The organism is Pantoea sp. SO10 (assembly GCF_005281435.1).
Taxonomy (GTDB): Bacteria; Pseudomonadota; Gammaproteobacteria; order Enterobacterales; family Enterobacteriaceae; genus Pantoea; species Pantoea leporis.
The window spans coordinates 3,552,444-3,568,806 of sequence record NZ_CP040095.1 but is presented as its reverse complement, the minus strand read 5'-3'; the positions used below and the strand labels follow the sequence as shown (position 1 = coordinate 3,568,806).

The 16,363-nt window shown below is 56.1% G+C and carries 17 protein-coding genes; 10 read left to right on the top strand and 7 right to left on the bottom strand.

The genetic code is table 11. The features are described 5' to 3' along the window. Positions 1-44: 44 nt before the first annotated feature. On the top strand, positions 45-482 hold the full coding sequence (locus FCN45_RS16420) for an endonuclease domain-containing protein (RefSeq protein WP_246862539.1): 438 nt from the start codon (positions 45-47) through the stop codon (positions 480-482). Positions 483-685: 203 nt separating this feature from the next. On the opposite strand, the gene FCN45_RS16415 is transcribed toward FCN45_RS16420, so the two are convergent. Genes FCN45_RS16415 through FCN45_RS16385 form a run of 7 tightly spaced genes read right to left on the bottom strand, consistent with a single transcriptional unit; the run spans position 686 to position 6,923 of the window. After that, entirely contained in the window at positions 686-2,788 is a 2,103-nt protein-coding gene (locus tag FCN45_RS16415) for a flagellar biosynthesis protein FlhA (RefSeq protein WP_137386530.1), read from the bottom strand. Beyond that, positions 2,775-3,911, bottom strand: coding sequence for a flagellar biosynthesis protein FlhB (flhB, locus tag FCN45_RS16410; RefSeq protein WP_137386529.1), 1,137 nt, complete (start codon positions 3,909-3,911; stop codon positions 2,775-2,777). The genes FCN45_RS16415 and flhB overlap by 14 nt, the downstream gene beginning before the upstream one ends. Continuing rightward, complete coding sequence (gene fliR, locus FCN45_RS16405; RefSeq protein WP_137386528.1) at positions 3,911-4,684, bottom strand: flagellar biosynthetic protein FliR; 774 nt, start codon at positions 4,682-4,684, stop codon at positions 3,911-3,913. The genes flhB and fliR overlap by 1 nt, the downstream gene beginning before the upstream one ends. Before the next feature lie 2 nt (positions 4,685-4,686). After that, a complete protein-coding gene (gene fliQ, locus FCN45_RS16400) occupies positions 4,687-4,959 on the bottom strand; it encodes a flagellar biosynthesis protein FliQ (protein WP_168197468.1) in 273 nt (90 codons plus the stop codon). Beyond that, complete coding sequence (fliP, locus tag FCN45_RS16395) at positions 4,956-5,723, bottom strand: flagellar type III secretion system pore protein FliP (RefSeq protein WP_137386527.1); 768 nt, start codon at positions 5,721-5,723, stop codon at positions 4,956-4,958. The genes fliQ and fliP overlap by 4 nt, the downstream gene beginning before the upstream one ends. Then, positions 5,723-6,088 (bottom strand): flagellar motor switch protein FliN, encoded by a 366-nt coding sequence (gene fliN, locus FCN45_RS16390; RefSeq protein WP_137386526.1) that lies wholly within the window; start codon positions 6,086-6,088, stop codon positions 5,723-5,725. The genes fliP and fliN overlap by 1 nt, the downstream gene beginning before the upstream one ends. A gap of 1 nt (position 6,089) precedes the next feature. Next, positions 6,090-6,923 (bottom strand): FliM/FliN family flagellar motor C-terminal domain-containing protein, encoded by an 834-nt coding sequence (locus FCN45_RS16385; protein ID WP_246862538.1) that lies wholly within the window; start codon positions 6,921-6,923, stop codon positions 6,090-6,092. A 538-nt stretch (positions 6,924-7,461) separates the two neighbouring features. On the opposite strand from FCN45_RS16385, the gene FCN45_RS16380 reads away from it, so the two are divergent. From FCN45_RS16380 to FCN45_RS16340, 9 genes are all read left to right on the top strand, one after another. Continuing rightward, positions 7,462-8,457 carry a sigma-54-dependent Fis family transcriptional regulator gene (locus FCN45_RS16380; RefSeq protein ID WP_246862537.1) on the top strand — a complete coding sequence of 332 codons (996 nt, stop codon included), beginning with the start codon at positions 7,462-7,464 and terminating at the stop codon, positions 8,455-8,457. A 17-nt stretch (positions 8,458-8,474) separates the two neighbouring features. Next, the gene (locus FCN45_RS16375) at positions 8,475-8,816 is read left to right on the top strand and encodes a flagellar hook-basal body complex protein FliE (RefSeq protein WP_137386523.1); all 342 of its coding nucleotides are present in this window, start codon (positions 8,475-8,477) and stop codon (positions 8,814-8,816) included. Between the two features lie 13 nt (positions 8,817-8,829). Continuing rightward, positions 8,830-10,434, top strand: coding sequence for a flagellar basal-body MS-ring/collar protein FliF (gene fliF, locus FCN45_RS16370; protein WP_137386522.1), 1,605 nt, complete (start codon positions 8,830-8,832; stop codon positions 10,432-10,434). Beyond that, positions 10,412-11,452 carry a flagellar motor switch protein FliG gene (locus FCN45_RS16365; protein ID WP_137386521.1) on the top strand — a complete coding sequence of 347 codons (1,041 nt, stop codon included), beginning with the start codon at positions 10,412-10,414 and terminating at the stop codon, positions 11,450-11,452. The genes fliF and FCN45_RS16365 overlap by 23 nt, the downstream gene beginning before the upstream one ends. Positions 11,453-11,455: 3 nt before the next feature. Then, the gene (gene fliH, locus FCN45_RS16360; RefSeq protein WP_137386520.1) at positions 11,456-12,124 is read left to right on the top strand and encodes a flagellar assembly protein FliH; all 669 of its coding nucleotides are present in this window, start codon (positions 11,456-11,458) and stop codon (positions 12,122-12,124) included. Positions 12,125-12,220: 96 nt separating this feature from the next. After that, positions 12,221-13,534 (top strand): flagellar protein export ATPase FliI, encoded by a 1,314-nt coding sequence (gene fliI / locus FCN45_RS16355; protein ID WP_137386519.1) that lies wholly within the window; start codon positions 12,221-12,223, stop codon positions 13,532-13,534. Positions 13,535-13,542: 8 nt separating this feature from the next. Continuing rightward, on the top strand, positions 13,543-13,986 hold the full coding sequence (gene fliJ / locus FCN45_RS16350) for a flagellar export protein FliJ (protein ID WP_137386518.1): 444 nt from the start codon (positions 13,543-13,545) through the stop codon (positions 13,984-13,986). Further along, the gene (locus FCN45_RS16345) at positions 13,983-15,368 is read left to right on the top strand and encodes a glycosyltransferase family 2 protein (RefSeq protein ID WP_210421267.1); all 1,386 of its coding nucleotides are present in this window, start codon (positions 13,983-13,985) and stop codon (positions 15,366-15,368) included. The genes fliJ and FCN45_RS16345 overlap by 4 nt, the downstream gene beginning before the upstream one ends. Beyond that, positions 15,365-16,267 (top strand): hypothetical protein, encoded by a 903-nt coding sequence (locus FCN45_RS16340; RefSeq protein WP_137386517.1) that lies wholly within the window; start codon positions 15,365-15,367, stop codon positions 16,265-16,267. The genes FCN45_RS16345 and FCN45_RS16340 overlap by 4 nt, the downstream gene beginning before the upstream one ends. The last annotated feature ends 96 nt before the right edge of the window (positions 16,268-16,363 follow it).

The window sequence follows — 16,363 nt, the reverse complement described above, 5'->3', positions numbered from 1 at the left end:
CAGTAAAGCACATAACAGTGAAGCGAATTAGAGACAGATTCGCTGTGTTTTTTTATAACAGTTGCGATGTGTTGCTCAAGATTGCACTGCATGCGTTGAGATTGAGCCATTGCGGAAACAAGATGCGCTTTTTCAGGATGAATAACATGCGACATCATGTGCTGCGCGCGAAGGAACTGAGAAATAACATGACCCCGGCAGAGCGAAAGCTATGGTCTGTGCTGCGTGCCAGACAATGTGGCGGTATGCGATTTCGCCGACAGTACCCTTTCGGCCCGTATATTTTGGATTTCGCCTGCCTGGAGAAGCGGCTAGCGATTGAACTCGATGGATCGCAACATGGTGAAACTATCAGATATGACGATGAACGTACGCAACGGTTAAATAGACATGGCTGGCGGGTGCTGAGATTTTGGAATCATGAGGTGATGCTGCAGCCGGACGCGGTTTTTGCGGTGATTATGGCGGCGTTGATGGGATAGTGCTGGGTGTTCGAATTCGCTCGTGCTCGCTGTCCCCCTCCTCGGTCCTCCCCCATTAATGGGGGAGGAAGATGCTGCCACATGCAGTTTCATTACTGGCATGTGGCAGCGTCTCCTTCCCCCGCTTGCGGGGGAAGGGCGGGATGGGGGACAGCCAGCACAATCTGGGGACAGCCAGCACAATCTGTGACAGCCACCACGATCTAACTCACCTGACCCACAATCTGCAAATTCGCATCATCGGGCACTTCGTTGTACGACAACACATTCAATCCATTGGCAAACAGACGGGCGTAGCGCGCAATCAGCGGGCGCAATTGCGGTGTTACCAGCAGCACCTGCGTCAGGTTTTGCGCTTTCAACTGCTCCACCATCACCGGCAGCGTGCTCTGCAGCTGCGTCAGGATATTCGGATCAACCGGGAAGCTATCCAGCGCCACTTTGCCGGCTTGCTGTGCCTGATTCAGCGCTGCCAGCAGCAGATTCTCCAGGCTGTTTTCCAGCGTATAAGCCGACAGCGGTTTGTTGTCCGGCGCAATCGCCGCCACCATGGCGCGACGCAGGGCATAGCGCACATCGGAAGTCAGCAGGATCGGATCTTTGGTGATCGCCGCGCTCTCCAGCAACGTCGTCGCGATGGTGGTGATGTCTTTCAGCGACACCTGATCGTTCAGCAGCAGACGATACACTTTCAGCTGCAAGCTGAAGTTCACCGCCGCATTCACATCTTCCGACAGCTTAGGCGCCACATTCGCCAGACGCTGATGCAGCTGAGTGATGTCATCGTAGTTAAACAGCTCCGGCAGATTCTCGCGCACCACTTTATTCACATGGGTGGCCACCACGCTGGCGCAATCCACCACCTGATAACCCAGGTTCAGCGCTTTGGCTTTCTGCTCGGGCAGAATCCACGTCACCGCCATGCCGTAGGCCGGATCGGTATCCAATACGCCATCGATTTCGCCGTACTGTTCCGGCGTCGGGATCGCCATCAGACGATCGGCATGCACTTCGCCGACGGCGGTGCGCACGCCATTGATCTTGATCGCGTACTGCGCCGGCTTGAGGTGGAAATCTTCGCGCAGCGCAATCTCCGGCAGCAGTACGCCGCTGGTTTCCGACACCACTTGCCGCACGCCACGCATACGCAGCGTCAGCGGCGCACCTTTGCCTTTATCCACCAGCGTCACCAGCTTGTAGCCGAGATTCAGCCCGATCGGCTCAACCATCGGGATAGTGTCCCAACCGATGGCGGGCTGATCGTCCGGCTGCGTCAGCGCCTGGTTGATCGCTTCCATAGCGTGTTGATCTTGCGTCGGCGCTTTGATTTTCTGGCTTTGACGCCACGCAGCGAACAGCAGCAGGCCGGTAAATACCAGGAACACCAGATGCGGCATGCCTGGCACCACCGCCAGCACAAACATCACGGCCGCAGCGGTATACAGCGTACCTGGCTTAGCCAGCAGCTGAGACTTGATGTCATCGCCCATGTCCGCACCATCGCTGATGCGCGTCACGATAATCGCCGCCGCCGTTGAGAGCAGCAGTGAAGGAATTTGTCCGACTAAGCCATCACCGATGGTCAGCAGGACATATTGTTCGAACGCTTGTCCTGCCGGTAAACCGTACTTGAACACGCCAATCAAGATTCCGCCAACCACGTTAATCAGCAGGATCATGATGCCGGCGATGGCGTCGCCGCGTACGAATTTGGACGCGCCATCCATTGCACCGTAGAAGTCGGCTTCGTTTGCCACATCCTGGCGACGCGTGCGCGCCTGTTCCTGATTGATTAACCCGGCATTGAGATCGGCATCGATCGCCATCTGTTTGCCTGGCAACGCATCAAGCGTAAAGCGCGCCGAGACTTCAGATATACGTTCGGCACCTTTGGTGACCACCACAAAGTTGATGATCATCAGAATGACGAACACCACAAAACCAACGACAAAATTACCGCCAATCACCACATTACCGAAGGCTTCAATCACCTTACCGGCGGCGCCGACGCCTTCGTGGCCGTTAAGCAGCACCACGCGCGTTGAGGCGACGTTGAGCGTCAAACGCATCAGCGTGGTAACCAGCAACACGGTGGGGAAGATGGAGAAATCCAGCGGACGTTTACTGTTCACGCTCGCCAGCAGCACCATGATCGCCAGCACGATGTTAAAGGTGAATAACACATCCAGCACAATTGGCGGCAGGGGCAAAATCACCATCGCCAGCACGCTAAGCAGCAGCACCGGTACGCCGATGTGTGCCTGGCGCAGCATCTGGCTTAACTGGCGCGGATTAAATTGGCTCATGAGCTTTCATTACCTCATCTAAGTTCGGCAGTTGGGTATCCAGCCGCGGTTTTTCGCCCTGGCCACTACGCCAGGTTTGCAGTTGCATCACGTAAGTCAGCACCTGTGCAATCGGACGGAACAGGGCTGCGGGAATTTGTTGGTTGATACGCGTGCTGCGATAGACAGCGCGCGCCAGCGGCGGAAACTCCACCACATCAATCTTGTGTTTACCGGCCACGCTTCGGATGTAGAGCGCGACGTCATCCACACCTTTGGCCACCACGTAGGGTGCAGCGGCCTTTTTCGGGTCGTATTTCAGCGCCACCGCGAAGTGCGTGGGGTTGGTGATCACCACATCCGCCAGCGGCACTTGCTTGTTGATCTGGCCCATCGCCATCTGGCGTTGCAGGTTACGAATGCGGCCTTTTACCTGCGGATTTCCTTCGTTGTTCTTGTGCTCATCGCGCACCTCTTTCTTCGACATCTTCATTTTTTTGGTGAAGAAGAATTTGGTCAGCGGCACATCAATCACCGCGAACAGCACGATGGTGAGGATAAACAGCCGCATCATCGACTCGAACAGGTGCAGGCCCTGATTAATGGCGTCGCGTAAAAACAGGCCTTGCAGATCCATCATCGCAGTCAGATTGCCGGTAATGGTGCTCCACAGCAGCGCCAGCATCAGCAAACATTTGGCGATCATCTTCAACACCTCAACGTAGTGCTGCATCGAGAACATGCGCTTTACTCCGCTGATCGGATTGAGCTTTTTAAAGTCTGGCTTAATGCGTGTCAGCACAAAGATCCAGCCACCCGGCACCAGCGTTGAAAGGGCGGCGGCGAAAGGGATCGGGATCAGCGTGACGATAAATTTCATGATGATCAGCACCTGCGTCAGCATGAACTGGTGCAGCGCGCCGTCATCCTGGATGCGATCGGCCATCTGGCGTACGGCCTGAAAGGACGCCTGGATTAACTCCCGATAGTAGGGAAAAAACAGGCCCATCATCACCAGCGCCATCACCAGGCTAACGGCCAGGTTTACCTCTTTGGAGCGGGGAATGTCGCCTTTTTCACGCGCTTTACGCAGTTTTCCCGGGCTGGGTTTTTCGCTCTTATCACCACTTCCTGCATCGGCCATCAGTAGCTCCTCATTTTTTCCAACATACCGAGCACCTGATTGGTGAGCTCAAGGTAGTGGCTGCCGACATTGCCCATCAACAAGGTGAAGCAGAACAGGCCGAACAGCATGCTGATCGGGAAGCCCAGCGCGAACAGGTTCAGCGTCGGTGAAATGCGGTTCAGCAGGCCAAATACGCCCTGTACCAGCATCATGATGATCACCGTCGGCATCGCCAGCAGCAGCGCGCCGCTGAAGATCCAGCCAACGCCGCCCGATAGCGTACGCAGGGAAATCTCATTAATTGCCTGACCAATCGGCCAATAGGTGAAGCCACTAAACAGAATCGACATCAGCAGCAAATGCCCATCCATGCTGAAAAACAGCAGCGCGGCCCACACCTGAATAATCTGTGAGATCACCATGGTGGAACTGCCGCTGGAGGGATCGTTCATCACCGCCATGCCGAGGCCCATGTTCATCGACAAAATATTGCCCGCCGTCTGCAGCGCCCAGAAGGTCCACCACAGCATCTGGCCAAACAGGAAGCCCCAGAAAATTTGCTCGCCGGTCAAAATCAAACTCTGTACCGACATCAGGTCACGCAGCACCACGTTGTGCGCCAGCATCGGCGTCATAATGATGCTGAGCAGCAGCGCCAGACCCAGTTTGGCCTTGCGCGAAAAAGCCCGGTTATCCAGCAGCGGGCAAACGTGCATAAAGGCATAGATGCGCACGAAGGGCAGCCACAGCGCGAAGATCGGTTGGATCAGATCGTTGATGGCGATATCCATCGTTAGCCTACTAGCTGCGCGGCTTGCTGAAAGATCAGCTGGGTGAAATCGATCAGCTGCGTCAGCATCCATTTACCGGCAAACACCAGCACCAGCAGCGTCATGATCAGACGCGGCAGAAAGCTCAGCGTCTGTTCGTTGATCTGGGTGGTGGCCTGGAAAATACTCACCAGCAGGCCAGTGATCAGACTGGGCACAATGGCAACCGCAGAGATCATCAGCACCAGCTTCAGGCCCTGCGCCAGAATGTCGCCGGCAATGTCGATATTCATCATAATCCCAGCCCCTGCACGCTCTGCGTCAGCGTACCCACAATCAGCGACCAGCCGTCACACAGCACAAACAGAATCAGTTTGAATGGCAGCGAGACAATCAGCGGCGACAGCATCATCATCCCCATCGCCATCAAAATACTGGCGACGATCAGGTCGATCACCAGGAACGGGATGTAGATCATGAAGCCAATTTTAAAGGCGGTTTTCAGCTCGCTCAGCACAAAGGCCGGCGCGATGATAGTGAGATCCTGCGCTTCCGGCTCGCCGGTGGCGTTAGCAATGGTCATGATCTGCGCCAGCGACGTGCTGTGAGTTTGCGACAGCATGAACTTCTTTAGCGGCATCTGACCGGTGCTCAGCGCCTGTTGCAGGCTGATCTCATTATTCTGATAAGGGACAACCGCGTTGTCATAGACGTTGGTCCACACCGGACGCATCACCAGCATGGTCAGCACCAGCGCGATGCCGGTCAGGACTTTGTTCGGCGGGCTTTGTTGCAGGCCAATCGCCTGACGCAGCAGAGCCAGCACAATAATAAAGCGGGTAAAGCAGGTCATCATCAGCATCATGATCGGCAGCAAGCCGAGCAGCGTCATCAGAATCAGAATTTCAATTTTTACGCTGTACTCCTGGCCACCATTGGCGGAGGGCACAGCAGAGAACAACGGCAGTCCGTTCTGTTCTGCCAATGCCAATGAAGGCACCAGCAGCAGGCCAGCCAGCGCCAGCCCTCCTTTAATCCAGCCGGAATTGCGCATCATCATTAGCCCGCCAGTTCGCTAAGATCGCTGTTGTTGAACTCAATCAGGCGCAGGCCATATTTGTCGTTCAGCACCACCACTTCGGCTTTACCAAACAGAATGCCGTTCACTTTCACGTCCAGCGGTTCACCGGCCAGCTTATCCAGTTCGATGACCGAGTCGTTGCCCACGCCAATCAGGTCGGCGAGAGAGATCTCTACTGACGCCACTTCCAGCGTCAGCGTGACCGGAATGCGGCTGAACAGCGCGAGGTTGCGCGGTGCGTCACGCGTGACCGCAGTAACCGGCTCGGCTACTTCCGTTTCAGGCTGGTTTTCCAGGTTAAAATCGAGGTCCAGCGCAGTGGCTAAATCATTTAAATCGCTCATGTTATTCACTCGTACGGTCACTGAATTCGGAGAAAAAGAGTTTGCCGCGCTCTTCGCAGATTACGGCGCTAAACAACGGTTGATCGCCCACCAGCAGTGGAATGCGGTCATTCATGGCAAAGGGCAGGACATCGTCCGGCTTCAGACGTGCCAGGTCCGCTACCGTCATCGGCAGCGTGGCTAAGCGTCCGCGCAGGCGCACCGGCAACTGCTTAAAGCTGTGTGGACGGGTCGGCACCGGCGTGTTGCGATTCGCCTCGGCAGGTTGGCGCAGCGTGCTGAGTAAACGGTCAACGTGCGCGGCATCCAGCAGCAGCGAGAACTTGCCATTGCTGTAACCGTCAAGGAAGAAATCCACACGATAAGACCATTGGGTTAATAACGATGCCGGGTCCGGTTTAATGGTCAGCGCTTCGGTAAATAACTCGTCACCGCAAATTAAATGCACCAGCTCGCTGGCCAGTTTCATTTGCAAACGCTCTTCCGTTTTGGTTACCGGAAAATTATTGGCCGTTAACTCATGCTGGTCGTCGCGTGATAATCCGTAATAGTCGTGTAAAATATTCAGTAATAAGGCGCGGTCGAGGCGAAATGCCAGGTTGCCCAATTCACTGCTGAAAATGGTGGCCTGCTTAACCGCACAATCCATCTGAAATTGCATATCGCGCAAACTGACATCAACACGAAACTTCTTCAGAAAATAGATACCCAGCTTGGCGTCTAAGCGATCGCTATTATCTTTAAATACTTTCGGCACCTTGTGATAAGGGCGACCGAGTTTATTGACTTCCAGTTTCATCAGCTCAGGCTGATTCTCTGCGGTATAGATTCTCATCCGATTGGATTTCGTGCGCATCTTCATGCTTCCGTTTGTCAGGGCGAACCTGTCTTTAATAGAATGAATGCGATCCCGCTGGCGATTCAGCTTATCAGCCACATCTTAAATATTAAGGATTTGCTGATATAGGAATCTTCTAATCTTTTTAAGCGAGATGTTTTCTCTGATGCAAATTAAAACGTTTCTGTCTGATTAAAACAAGATGAGAAAACTTATTAATCCATTAATTTAAAACCGCGATTAAGATTAATTAAATTAGCTAAGCTGCTAATAAACATAGATTAATGTTTTAATATTGCGAAGATGCTAGCCAGGAATAGTCCGATACGTATACTCAGCGCACAACACAGGCGGAACCAGCAATTCGGCATCTTTACCTGGCTTGAGATAAGCCGATTCTTAATAACGAATAGTCTGGCTTGCACCTTAGGGCTACGTATGAAATATCATGCGTAATAAAGGCCAATCTTCTCTATACAGATGAGCCTTTTATTTGGTGTTCAGGAATTTTTTCATTATGAATAGGGCTGACTCAATGCAAAAGAATAACGATGATCGTTTTATCGCTCAGGCATCATCGAGTGTGAATCTGTTTGCACTGGCGCAACGTGTAGCAAAATTCAATGTGCCGGTATTAATTACCGGTGAAACGGGCACCGGTAAAGAGTGTGTGGCGAAATATATCCATCAACACGCATTCCCCGCTTCGGCACCTTATGTAGGGGTTAACTGTGCGGCGATTCCAGAAAATATGCTGGAAGCGATTTTATTCGGTTATGAAAAAGGCGCGTTTACCGGTGCGGTCAGTAGCCAGCCCGGTAAGTTTGAATTAGCCAACGGTGGCACACTATTACTGGATGAAATCGGTGATATGCCATTAGCGCTGCAGGTTAAATTGCTGCGCGTATTACAAGAGCAGGAAGTTGAGCGCCTCGGCAGCCATAAAAAGATTCCGCTCGATATCCGTTTAATTGCCTCAACGAATAAAGATTTGGAAGTGGAGATCGCCGAAGGGCGTTTCCGTCAGGACCTGTTCTATCGCCTGTCGGTGGTGCCAATGCACATCACGCCGCTGCGTGAACGTACCGCAGACATCCTGCCGTTGGCCGAACGCTTTATCGAAAAGTATAAGGCTTTCGTTAAACATCAACCGCGCATCACCGAATGTGGCCGCCAGGCGCTGGAAAATTACAGCTGGCCGGGCAACGTGCGTGAGCTGGAAAACATCATGCAACGTGGCCTGATTATGTGCGCCGATGGCGATCTGCACGCAGGTTGCTTCAACCTGAAAGTCAGCACCACCTTGTTGCCCGAAGTGATGGTGCAGCCGCTGGGCGATGCCGCCAACGCCGACGAATGCCAGATCAAGAGTCACGGTCGTCGCGCCGAATCGCAATACATCCTTGATTTGCTGAAACGCCATCAGGGAAACAAATCCAAAACCGCCGAGTTTCTTGGCATTACTCCACGCGCACTGCGCTATCGACTGGCCTCCATGCGCGAGCAGGGCTTTGACCTCGGCTGCGCCTGATAAAAGAGAACGACACAATGTTAGACAAACTTCCCGCTATCGGCGTGCAGGGCAACATGATGGCCGAGATGCAACGTATGCAGCTGCAGGCGCAAACCAGCCCTATCGCGCCGGCCAGTCAAATGGCTTCGCTTAGCACCCCGAGTTTCACCGAGGTGCTGAAGGGGTCCATCGGCAGCGTTGATCGCCAGCAGCATGTCGCGTCTGAGAAGCAAACGGCCATTGATATGGGCCTGAGCGATGATTTGAGTGGCGCGATGATTGAAAGTCAGAAAGCCAGTGTGGCGTTCTCGGCGCTGATGCAGGTACGCAACAAGCTGCAACAGGGCTTCGATGAAGTCATCAATAGCCCAATGTAAATGGAGTTGAGACGTGCTGGATAAATTACAAGCGCTGCTGCCTGCGAACCTGCAAGCCACAGTGAAAAAATGGCTACTCCCGGCGGCGATTGCGGCAGTCATCACCGCGGTGATCGTGGCACTGCTGTGGCAGAGCAATAACAAGTGGACCACGCTGTTCGGCACGCAGGAGAACCTGCCGATGTCCGACGTGGTGGCCACGCTAAGCGGTGAAGGGCTGAATTATCGCGTTGCGCCCGACAGCGGCATGGTGCTGGTGCGCGAAGGTGATTTGCCTAAGGCGCGTATGGCGCTGGCCGCTAAAGGCATCCGCGCAGCCACGCCTGACGGCTACGAGCTGATGGATAAAGAAGAGATGCTCGGCAGCAGCCAGTTCGTACAGAACGTGCGTCTGCGCCGCAGCATGGAAGGCGAACTGGCTCAGAGCATCATGGCGCTGGACAGCGTGGATTTTGCCCGCGTGCATCTCGGCATTTCGGAAACCAGCTCGTTTGTTCTTTCCAATAAACCAAACAGCACCGCTTCCGTGGTTCTGCGCCTGAAATATGGTCGTCAACTCAGCGACGAACAGGTTGGCGCGGTGGTGAGTCTGGTGGCGAACAGCGTGCCGGGCATGAAGGCCGAGTTGGTAAGCGTTGTCGATCAACAAGGCGCGCTGCTGTCGGCGAATATCGCTGACCAGCTGAAGGGGCGTACCGGCCTGCGTAACAGCGGCGAGATGGTGCAGCAGATGCGTGAGCAGGTAGAACGCAACATCGCCAACCTGCTGGTGCCGGTGCTGGGACATGAAAACTTCCGCGTGAGCGTGGTACCGCGCGTTGACTTCAGCCAGGTCGAAGAGACGCAGGAACGCTTCCTTAACGAACCGCGCGTGGCGAGTGAGCAACTGGCGCAGGACAACACCACCGAGCAGCTGGCGGTCGGTATTCCGGGTTCACTCAGCAACCGTCCGGCCAATGCACCCGCGCAAAACAACGCACAACCGCAGATGTCCTCGCGTAATCAGGCACAGCGCCAGTTCAACTGGGATCGCGATGTTCGCCATATCAAACATCAGGGCTATCAGGTGCAGAAACTGACCGTGGCCGTGGTGCTGAATCAAAACGCGGCGGTGGTGCAGGGCTGGACGGCGGATAACCAAACGCAAATCAACGCCTTGTTGACCAAAGCGGCCGGTATCGATAGCGAGCGCGGCGATGAGTTATCGCTGGCACTGCTGGCCTTTAATCAGCCGGAAGTGCCACCCGAAGCTGCGCTGCCGTGGTGGGAACGCGACAGCACGCTGCTGTGGGCAGAGCGCGGCGGCATTGGCCTGCTGGCACTGCTGGTGATTCTGTTTGGTCTGCTGCCGATGATGCGCCGTGTGGCGCGCCAGCCGGCCGTGAGCGAGGCGCCTGACGCCAGCGCCGCGCTGCCAGCAACCGTGGCCGAGGCGGAAGAGGACACACCGGTATTGCCGGGCAACAGCTTTAACGGCGACGACAACTTACCGCCGCAGAGCTCTGGCCTCGAAACCAAAATCAATCATCTCCAAAACCTGGCGCAGAGCGAAACCGATCGCGTCGCCGAAGTGTTGAAACAATGGATCAGCAGCAATGAGCGAAGCAACAGAAAGTAAAAATAGCAAAAGCAGCGACCAGACCACCAAGGTGCGTTCGCGTCTGGAGCAGGCCGCCATCGTGCTGCTGAGCATTGGCGAAGAAGCCGCTGCGCAGGTGATGAGCAAGATGAGCCGCGAAGAAGTGCTGCGCCTGTCGGAAACCATGGCGCGCCTGCACGGCGTCAAACTGACGCATGCCCGCCTGGCGATGAACAATTTTTTCCAGGAATACCGCGAACAGAGCGGCATTAATGGCGCGTCGCGCAGCTATCTGCGCAACATCCTTGAACGTGCGTTGGGCGGTGAAATCGCCCGCAGCGTCATTAACGGCATCTACGGCGATGAGATTCGTCATCGGATGGCGCGGTTGCAGTGGGTCGATACGCCGCAGCTGGCGGCGATGATCGCCCAGGAACATCTGCAGTTGCAGGCGGTTTTTCTCGCCTTCCTGCCACCGGATGTCGCCGCTGGCGTGCTGGCGCAGCTCGACGAATCGCGTCAGGACGAAATTCTCTATCGCGTGGCGCGTCTTGATGACATCAACCGCGATGTGGTGGATGAGCTGGATCGCCTGATCGATCGCGGCGTGGCGGTGCTGTCCGAACACGGTTCGAAAGTGCAGGGCATGCGTCAGGCCGCCAACATCGTTAACCGCATCAGCGGTAATCAGCAGGCGCTACTGGCGCAGCTGGAGATGCGTGATGAAGCGGTGGTGGATGAGCTGAAAAGCGAAATGTACGAGTTCTTTATCCTCAGCCGCCAGAACAGCGCGGTACTTGGGCGTCTGCTGGAAGAGGTGCCAATGGATCAATGGGCGGTGGCGCTGAAAGGCACCGAGCCGATGTTGAGCCAGGCGATTTACGATGCCATGCCGCGCCGTCAGGTGCAGCTGCTGCAGAACACCACTTCGCGCCTCGGTCCTGTGCCGATCAGCCGTATTGAGCAGGTGCGTAAAGAGATCATGACGCGCGTGCGTGAACTGGCGGAAAGCGGCGAGATCCAAATTCAGCTGTTTAGCGAACAAACGGTGGAGTAAGCGATGACCAGCAAACAGATGCGTTTGCATCAGTTTCCCCCGCTGCGCAAAGCCTGGCAGCGCGGTGACGAATCCGGCGTACCCGCTGACGCGGCGACGCTGCAACAGCAGCTGATGGATGGTTTTCAGCAGGGCATCAGCGATGGTTTTGCCCAGGGTTTAGAGCAGGGCAACAGCCAGGGGTATGAGGAAGGCGTGGCGCGCGGGCGTGCTGAAGGTAAGCAGCAGGGTTTTGACGCTGGCAAGCAGCAGGCGCTGGAGCACTTTCTCAGCGCCGGGCAGCCGCTGGATGCGTTGAGCAGGCAGTTACAGCAGCAGCTGGATGAACACGAAGAGCGCCGCAAAAGCGAACTGTTAGCGCTGGTGGAGAAAGTGACGCGTCAGGTGATCCGCGTTGAGCTGGCGCTGCAGCCTTCGCAGCTGCTGGCGCTGGTGGACGAAGCGCTGACCAGCTTGCCGGAGCGGCCGAAGCAGCTGCGGGTATTGATGAATGCGGAAGAGTTCAGCCGCATCAAAGAGCTGGAGCCGAAGAAGGTGAAAAGCTGGGGCTTAGTCGCCGACAGCGAAATGGAGCCCGGCGAGTGCCGCATTGTCACCGATGCCAGTGAAATGGATATCGGCTGCAATCAGCGGTTGAGCCAGTGCATGAGTGTGCTGCAGGAGAATTTGTAAGTGCGCGGCGGCGGGCTGCCCTCACCCCAGCCCTCTCCTGCTGGCGGGAGAGGGCTGGGGTGAGGGGCAGGCCGCACAGCACTAACAGGAACCATCATGACGCAATCCTTCAATAACCTACTGCAATCGCTGGAAAATATCCCGCTGGCGCGTGTCGCCGGACGGCTGGTGCGCGTTAACGGCATTCTGCTGGAAAGCGTCGGTTGCCGCTTAGCCGTCGGCCAGCGCTGCAACGTCGAGCAGGCCGATGGCACGCTGCTGGCCGCGCAGGTGGTGGGATTTGATCGTGATGTCACCTGGCTGATGCCGTTCAAAAGTCCGGAAGGGCTGATGGCGGGCGCCCGCGTTTTTCCCCAGGAAAAACAGAGCGACATCCTGATTGGCGAAAGCTGGCTTGGGCGCGTGGTGAACGGCCTCGGCGAAGCCATCGACGGCAAAGGCAAGCTCGGCGGCGATGATGTGCTGCCAGCCCAGCCCACACAAATCCATCCGCTGACGCGTAAAGCGGTGGCGGAACCGCTGGATGTGGGCGTCAACGCCATCAACGGTCTGCTGACCATCGGTAAAGGCCAGCGCGTTGGCTTAATGGCCGGTTCGGGCGTGGGTAAAAGTGTGCTGCTCGGCATGATCACCCGCAGCACCAATGCGCAGGTGGTGATCGTGGGCCTGATTGGCGAGCGTGGCCGCGAAGTCAAAGAGTTTATCGACCACGCGCTCGGTCCGGCTGGCATGGCGAAATCGGTGGTGGTGGCCGCGCCGGCAGATGAATCGCCGCTGATGCGCATGAAAGCCACCGAGCTATGCCACACGCTGGCGGCGTGGTATCGCGATGCCGGTTATGACGTGCTGCTGCTGGTCGATTCACTGACGCGTTACGCCATGGCGCAGCGTGAAATTGCGCTGTCACTCGGCGAACCGCCGGCCACCAAAGGCTATCCGCCTTCGGCGTTTGGCATCATTCCCCGGCTGGTGGAGAGCGCGGGCAACAGCGCCTCGAACGGCAGCATGACCGCCATCTACACCGTGCTGGCGGAAGGGGATGACCAGCAGGATCCGATTGTTGACTGCGCACGTGCGGTGCTGGATGGCCACATTGTGTTGACGCGTGCGCTGGCCGAAGCGGGCCACTATCCGGCGATCGATATCGCGCAAAGCATCAGCCGTTGCATGAGCCAAATCACCGACAAAGACCATCAGCTGGCGGCGCGTACGCTCAAGCAGCTGTACGCCGATTACATGGCCATCAAACCGCTGCTGCCGCTGGGTGGTTATGTAGCGGGCGTCGATACGCAAGCCGACCGCGCGGTGCGCTTGCAGCCGGCAATCACCAGTTTCCTGTGTCAGACGGTGGATCAACCCGCCGCGCTGGCGCAATCCATTAATGACCTGCTGGCCCTGAGCCAGGCATAAGGCAAGGCATGATCAGAAAACAAAAAATGATCGCCACCCTGACGCAGCTGCGCGAAATGCGCGAGCGCAAAGTGAACGATCTCAGCAGCCAGCTGGCGCAGCAAAAGCAGCTGGTGCAGCGCTATCAAAATAATATTTCGGCGCTCAATCGTTTGGGCGGCGGCACCGGCACAGAAGGGGCGAATGCCACGCAGCTCAGCAATCTGGCGCGTTATAAAACCAATATTCAGCGCGTGATTGATTGGCAGACGCAGGCGTCGGCACTGGCTGAAAAACAGCAGGATGAGCTGCAAACCGAGCTAATCAGCCACGCGTGTCAGGAGAAAACCGTCTCGCTGGTGCTGGAGCAGCAACAGCAGGCGCTGGCACAGGCGCGTCAACAACAACAGCAGAAACTCACTGATGCGCAGGCCATGCAGTGCTGGCTGCGTAATCGAGGGAAATTCGCATGAGCAATCGGCTGTTTAACCAATTGATGAGCAAACGCCAGCCGCTGAAACAGGGCGAGCTGCCATTTATCAGCGTGGTGACGCCAACGTGGAATCGCCGCGAGTTTCTGCCTTATCTGCTGTACATGTTTCAGTATCAGGATTATCCGGCCGATCGCCGCGAACTGGTGATTCTCGACGATTCACCGCAGAGCAACGCCGAACTTATCGCCTCGCTGACGCGCTACTCGCCGCATCCGGAGCTGATCCGCTATTACCATCACAGCGAACGCATGACGATTGGCGCCAAGCGCAACCGGGTGAATGAACTGGCGCGCGGCGAATACATTGTGTGTATGGACGATGATGACTTTTATCGCGCTGATAAGCTCAGTTACACCATTAACGAAATGCGTCGCCACAAGGCGTTATTTGCGGCATGTAATGTGATCCCAATTTGGTACAGCCATGTGAATCGCATCTTTATGAGCAGCGATAACGGGGCGCGTAACGTGTTGAATGGCACCTTTGCCTATCATCGTAACTTCCTGAAAAAACACCGTTACGACGATCGTGCCACCTTAGGCGAAGAGCTGGGTTTCACCAATCACTTCACCGCGCCGGTGCTGTTGCTCGATCCGTGGCGCTCGATTCTCTGCGTGTCGCACAGCAGCAATACCTTTGACAAAGACTTTGTCCTCGGCAGCTGTGAAGCCCAGCGCGTCACGCTGGATGAAGCGGTACCTGACACGTTTTTGCGTAAGTTTTATCAGCGCCTGCATCAGGCACCGTTATCACAACAGCCGAACTGGGCCTTTTTCCATCGCGTGGTGCTGGTAGGCGACGACGCCAACCTGCTAACCGCATTTAGCCAAAGACTGCGGGAGGCGGGTTTAACGCTGGCTCAGCTGGAGCAGATTGCGCCCGTGAAAAACGATTCCCGCCTGACGCATTTGGCCGTGACGCAACGTGCCCAGCGCGAGCAGTGGCCAAACTATTTGCTGCTTGATAGCCGCCTCGATTGGGTACGTCAGCAGCGTTGCATCGATGCTCTTAATCGCCTGCTGCGCGCGCTTGAACATATTGCGTGGGACGGTTTTCATCTGGCTGCCGAAATCGAGTCGGGCCATATTCTCAGCCAGCTGGAAGGCGTGGTCAGCGCCACCGTGCAATCGCTGCCGCATCTGGCCTGCTGTGTGAACCAGCAGGCGTATGCCCCCTTAATCGAACGTTTACAGGATCAGCTGACAGCAGCTGGTTATCTCAATACTGCGGACCTGCGCTGGTTTGCCCTCTATCCCAGCATGTTTTTCCGCAGCGAAGATGACAATGGGCAGGCATGTACCGCGCGCTTTTTCCGTAAATTAGGTGTCGTGCCGCAGGCCGGTGCACAGGAGCAACCATGAATACCGCAAACAGTTATACCCCGGAATATGTGACTCGCCTGCAGGCGCAACCCTGGCAGTGCCGCTGCGCTGGCTGCAACGGCGAAAAACCGTTGCAGCATCTGCGCTGGCGTGAGGAGCAGCGTGCCAGCGCCGATCTGCGTTGTGATGCCGCCGCATCAGCGATTTTATTTGATGTCGATGCCTTCGCCTTACAGCATACCCTGGCTGCAGCGCAGGATGCGCCGGCACTTTGCTCGCGCTTGCAAATGCTCAATCAACAGGCGATTTTCCTGCTGGGCAACGAAGAAGCCCCGCTGGCAGAGAAGCTGTACGCGGCAGGTGTGCTGCTGAGCAAATGCCAGCAACTGCAGGAAGTGGATGAGATTCAGCAGGTGGGTGAGGAGTTGCTGGCGTTGATGAACAGCGGACTGCTGGCGGAAGCCTTTGCTTCGCTGCCACAGATTGATGCGTATCCGTTAGCTGTGCTGCGCCAGCTGGCGCAGGTTGAGCTGGATGCGACCCTCGATCCGCTCACCGGCATGACGCTGGTAATGAAACTCAATGAATTAGCCATGCTGAGTGATGCGCAGCTGTTACCGCTGCTGGCGGAACTGCGTGAAGATGCGCAGGTGCAAACCGTCATGCAGCGGATGGCCACTGTGTGGCGTAACTATCTGCTGTGGCATGCCTATCACGGCGTGTTCCCTGGCACCTCAGATGCACGGTGGGAAGCGGCGTTTCTGCAGTTGTGCCAGCGTGTATTCGGTATGCAGATGATCATCGCGCTGTTGCTCGCGGAACAGTGTGAGCTGGATGATGCCACGCTGGCCGCGCTGTTTGCCGCCTGGGAGCGTCAATCGCTGCCTGTGTTGCGCGAAGAGAATGCGTTGTTGATTGGGTTGTCGTTGTTGAAGTAAAGGACGTGGCCGACAGGGCTGGCTTAATGCCTGTCGGTTAAGCGCTGAAAAAAAAATCACTGAGCGCCGCACACAGGGTAGCGGCGCAATTCATTG

Excerpts from the sequence above, each read along its gene's own strand:
- FCN45_RS16415 (WP_137386530.1), bottom strand. The coding sequence starts at position 2,788 with ATGAGCCAATTTAATCCGCGCCAGTTAAGCCAGATGCTGCGCCAGGCA.
- flhB (WP_137386529.1), bottom strand. The coding sequence starts at position 3,911 with ATGGCCGATGCAGGAAGTGGTGATAAGAGCGAAAAACCCAGCCCGGGA.
- fliR (WP_137386528.1), bottom strand. The coding sequence starts at position 4,684 with ATGGATATCGCCATCAACGATCTGATCCAACCGATCTTCGCGCTGTGG.
- fliQ (WP_168197468.1), bottom strand. The coding sequence starts at position 4,959 with ATGATGAATATCGACATTGCCGGCGACATTCTGGCGCAGGGCCTGAAG.
- fliP (WP_137386527.1), bottom strand. The coding sequence starts at position 5,723 with ATGATGATGCGCAATTCCGGCTGGATTAAAGGAGGGCTGGCGCTGGCT.
- fliN (WP_137386526.1), bottom strand. The coding sequence starts at position 6,088 with ATGAGCGATTTAAATGATTTAGCCACTGCGCTGGACCTCGATTTTAAC.
- FCN45_RS16385 (WP_246862538.1), bottom strand. The coding sequence starts at position 6,923 with ATGAGAATCTATACCGCAGAGAATCAGCCTGAGCTGATGAAACTGGAA.
- FCN45_RS16380 (WP_246862537.1), top strand. The coding sequence starts at position 7,462 with ATGCAAAAGAATAACGATGATCGTTTTATCGCTCAGGCATCATCGAGT.
- FCN45_RS16375 (WP_137386523.1), top strand. The coding sequence starts at position 8,475 with ATGTTAGACAAACTTCCCGCTATCGGCGTGCAGGGCAACATGATGGCC.
- FCN45_RS16365 (WP_137386521.1), top strand. The coding sequence starts at position 10,412 with ATGAGCGAAGCAACAGAAAGTAAAAATAGCAAAAGCAGCGACCAGACC.
- fliH (WP_137386520.1), top strand. The coding sequence starts at position 11,456 with ATGACCAGCAAACAGATGCGTTTGCATCAGTTTCCCCCGCTGCGCAAA.
- fliI (WP_137386519.1), top strand. The coding sequence starts at position 12,221 with ATGACGCAATCCTTCAATAACCTACTGCAATCGCTGGAAAATATCCCG.
- fliJ (WP_137386518.1), top strand. The coding sequence starts at position 13,543 with ATGATCAGAAAACAAAAAATGATCGCCACCCTGACGCAGCTGCGCGAA.
- FCN45_RS16345 (WP_210421267.1), top strand. The coding sequence starts at position 13,983 with ATGAGCAATCGGCTGTTTAACCAATTGATGAGCAAACGCCAGCCGCTG.
- FCN45_RS16340 (WP_137386517.1), top strand. The coding sequence starts at position 15,365 with ATGAATACCGCAAACAGTTATACCCCGGAATATGTGACTCGCCTGCAG.